This window comes from Haladaptatus sp. W1 (genome assembly GCF_001723155.1).
GTDB lineage: Archaea > Halobacteriota > Halobacteria > Halobacteriales > Haladaptataceae > Haladaptatus > Haladaptatus paucihalophilus.
Genome location: NZ_MEIH01000046.1, coordinates 1 through 2,965 on the forward strand (window position 1 = coordinate 1; position 2,965 = coordinate 2,965).

Here is a 2,965-nt window from a genome sequence, read left to right on the forward strand (position 1 = left end):
CAGTTCTTCAAAGCGTTGGTACGTGTGCCATTTCCCATCTTCCCACCCGTCAGGGTAGCGCACATGAATCGGGAAGAAAAATGGATCTTCATAGCTTCGCGCGATCGGGCCGGGGATAGCTATTGTCAAATCCTGAGCCTGAAACTCCTCTAAATAAGCCGATGCCACGGTAAACAGTTTCTCGGGCGTGTAGTCGATATCTGCTTCCCTCATCTCCTCCGTCAACTCGATGCCGCGACGACGACGAACAGCACGCCGAAGGCGAACAGGCCCATCGCCGGGACCGGACCGGCGAGCAGTCCACCGATAGTCAGAATGACGAGCGCGACGATGGCCCCCGCGGCAGTTGCAACGCCGCCGTTGAGCGCGCCGTCGTCGAGTTTCGTTCCGGAGACGTACCCTGCCACCAGACCGCCGATGATGCCAGTCAGGCCAGCGCCGACGACCGGTAGCGTCATGTCCGTGAACGGGATGCCAGCACCACTGAGGAGGCGACGATGATGGTTGCGACGATTCCGTATGCGATAGCTTTTGCTTTGAAGTCCATACGTAGCATATGGATTCCCAGAAATATGAACATTTTTTATAATATAGATACCTATTCCGATATTAGCGCAATTCGGGGCGGAAATTTCGTTAGTAAAGGGAGTCTTACCGTCTCGCCGGGAAGACAGGGGAAAAGCGTCAGTCGAGCGATTCGATTATCTCCGACCCTTCGAGGTAGGGGAACTCGTGGCGCTCAGCGTATGCGCGTGCGTCCGCGGGGACAGTGCACCGCCGGTTTCGTCGTCCAACATCTCACAGACGACGACGGCGGGGGCACGGTCGGCCGCGCCCGCGAGGGCGATACCGAGTTCGGTGTGGCCCTGTCGCTCGGCGAGTAGTTCGGGGGCGGCCTTGAGCAAGTGGACGTGTCCCGGTGCACGGAACTCGGAGGCGAAGTCGATTTCGGCGGGGGTCGCGGCCACGTTTGCGAGTTCCCGAATCGTCAGCGAACGGTCGTCGTCCGTGATACCGGTGTAGGTGTCGCGGTGGTTCACGGTCAACGAGAACGACGAGCGCGAATCGTAGCCGAGTCGTGGCCCTCGCTCGCGGGGTGGTCGATGATGTCGTCCATGTAATCGAGGTCGAAGGTTTCGGCGACGTCGTGTGAGAGGGCGACACAGATCAGTCCACCGGCGTCGTTTCGAAGTCGTGAAACGGCATCCGGGGTAACCGCACCGGCGGGATAGATGAGGTCGGTCTCGCCTTCACGGTCGGCCGCGTCGTGGACGAGGACGGGCGAACCCTCACGGAACGCGGAGATTGCCGCTTCGACCGCCGCGGCGGTTGTTTGGCTCATTGTCTCTCCTCGATGTGGACCGTAACGTGGTCACCGTCTTCCAGATCGAGTTTGTCGCGGAGCTTCGTCGCCGCGATGAGTTCCAACTGGTCTTCGTCGTGATGGGTTCGCTCGGGAGCGATGACGTGAACGGGTTCGTACGACTCGCCGTCCGTCGTTTCGATGGCGGCGGGATAGCAGACGGCGGGACCGTAGGTTCGGTCGCCGTCCTCCCACGCGTCGATGGAAACGGGGTCGAGCGCGTCCATCGCCGACCGAGCGCGGACGCTTTCGGCGGAGAGTTCGACGTTCAGCGTTCCCGGATACGGTTCGTAGCCCAGCCGGTCGATGAACTGTTCCATGTAGCCCGACAGCGAGATGTAGTGTTTCCCTTCGCCCATCCCACCGGTGACGGTTCCCGAGAGGTCGACACCGAGAGGTCCTCGAAGATTCTGCGGTAGGCGGAGATGGGGTGGCCGCGGTCGAACGCCCTGTCCTGCCGTGCGTAGCCCATGTAGGGGAGGACGGTGACGACTTCTTCGGCACCCCACTCGCGGGCGGCGTCCTGCAGTTGGAGCAGTTCGAGGTGGGCGTCGCTAGAGACGGTCGAGGCGACGACGACGGCACGACCACCCTCGAATTCGGGAGCGGTTGCGAGCAGTTCGCCGTCCGGGAACGATTCGTACTCCACGAACCCGAGTGGTTCGTTCGATTCGTCGGCGAGAGTGGCCGCCAGAGATTGCGAGGCGGACCCACTGAGTATCATACGCGGACACTGGATATGCCGGGTTAAACCGGTTTTCACTCGTCGGCACGTGTGCCCAGTCAAGCCCTCACAGTCGCCGTCAACCACGCCTATTTCGAACGTCGCTCGCCGATGATTGGGGCGCGGCGGGAAGGAAACGGAAGCGTCGGTCGGGAGTCGTCGAGAACGGTTCACGATTCTAAATATACACCCGAATACACTATATTCTAATATACTATTTTATTTATACAATAAAATAGTAGTGTCACACAATGGTTTCGGTAACCCGGTTGAGCATCGAGACATCGCTTCCGGTAGACGAAAACGAGTTGACCCCGCGGAAAAGGGGGTCCTGAATCTTCTCGCGGAAGGTCGGTGCACGCCAGCGTACGTCGGTAGCGAACTGGCTATCGAGCGGACACGGCGCGGTCGGTTCTCGACGGGTTCCGCGATGTCGATATCGTCGGGAAGCCGTACCGTGGTCTCTACGAGCTACAGGTGGGGAAGAAACGGACCACGAAAAGTATCGAAATACGGAGACGGTTCTCTTCGACGTCCCGTTCGACGACGACCAGTTCAGGCCGACCGAGCGGGGAATTTTGAATCTGCTCGCCGAAGGCAGAGCGATACCCGCATACCTCGCGCAAGAACTCGACGTGACGCAAGAATGGGTGAAAAATAGGCTCCACGAACTCACCCGTCTCGGCCTCGTTCGACGGCGGTATCGGGGGCTGTACGAACTCGACGTGGACTAGCGGACGGAAAGCCCAGTCACGCCCGTCAATCCGAGATGGCGACTCCGCCAGCCGTCTCCGACGGTCGCCAGAACGGTCCCGGATTCGGTCGCGGCGTACACGCCGTCGCCGAACGCGATGTCCGCGATAGGGTCATCGACCGGA

At 60.3% G+C, this 2,965-nt stretch carries 3 protein-coding genes and 3 pseudogenes; 1 reads left to right on the top strand and 5 read right to left on the bottom strand.

The features are described from left to right. The 5 genes and pseudogenes from BG842_RS02725 to BG842_RS32700 form a co-directional block, all read right to left on the bottom strand. Positions 1 to 213 (bottom strand): hypothetical protein (locus BG842_RS02725; protein WP_139135995.1); only part of this gene is annotated, 213 nt, incomplete at its 3' end. An 8-nt stretch (positions 214 to 221) separates the two neighbouring features. After that, positions 222 to 458 carry a DUF5518 domain-containing protein gene (locus BG842_RS02730; protein ID WP_254662850.1) on the bottom strand — a complete coding sequence of 79 codons (237 nt, stop codon included), beginning with the start codon at positions 456 to 458 and terminating at the stop codon, positions 222 to 224. Positions 459 to 684: 226 nt separating this feature from the next. Continuing rightward, a pseudogene (gene ribB / locus BG842_RS02735) lies at positions 685 to 1,342 on the bottom strand (3,4-dihydroxy-2-butanone-4-phosphate synthase). Beyond that, a pseudogene (locus BG842_RS32695) lies at positions 1,339 to 1,781 on the bottom strand (DUF120 domain-containing protein); the annotation flags it as partial. The pseudogenes ribB and BG842_RS32695, both read right to left, overlap by 4 nt. 12 nt (positions 1,782 to 1,793) lie before the next feature. Further along, positions 1,794 to 2,087: pseudogene (locus BG842_RS32700) on the bottom strand (ribose-phosphate pyrophosphokinase-like domain-containing protein); the annotation flags it as partial. A 578-nt stretch (positions 2,088 to 2,665) separates the two neighbouring features. On the opposite strand from BG842_RS32700, the gene BG842_RS30930 reads away from it, so the two are divergent. Beyond that, on the top strand, positions 2,666 to 2,821 hold the full coding sequence (locus BG842_RS30930; protein ID WP_254662851.1) for a hypothetical protein: 156 nt from the start codon (positions 2,666 to 2,668) through the stop codon (positions 2,819 to 2,821). Positions 2,822 to 2,965: the final 144 nt, after the last annotated feature.

Coding starts and splice junctions, on each gene's coding strand:
- BG842_RS02730 (WP_254662850.1), bottom strand. CDS start 458: ATGACGCTACCGGTCGTCGGCGCTGGCCTGACTGGCATCATCGGCGGT.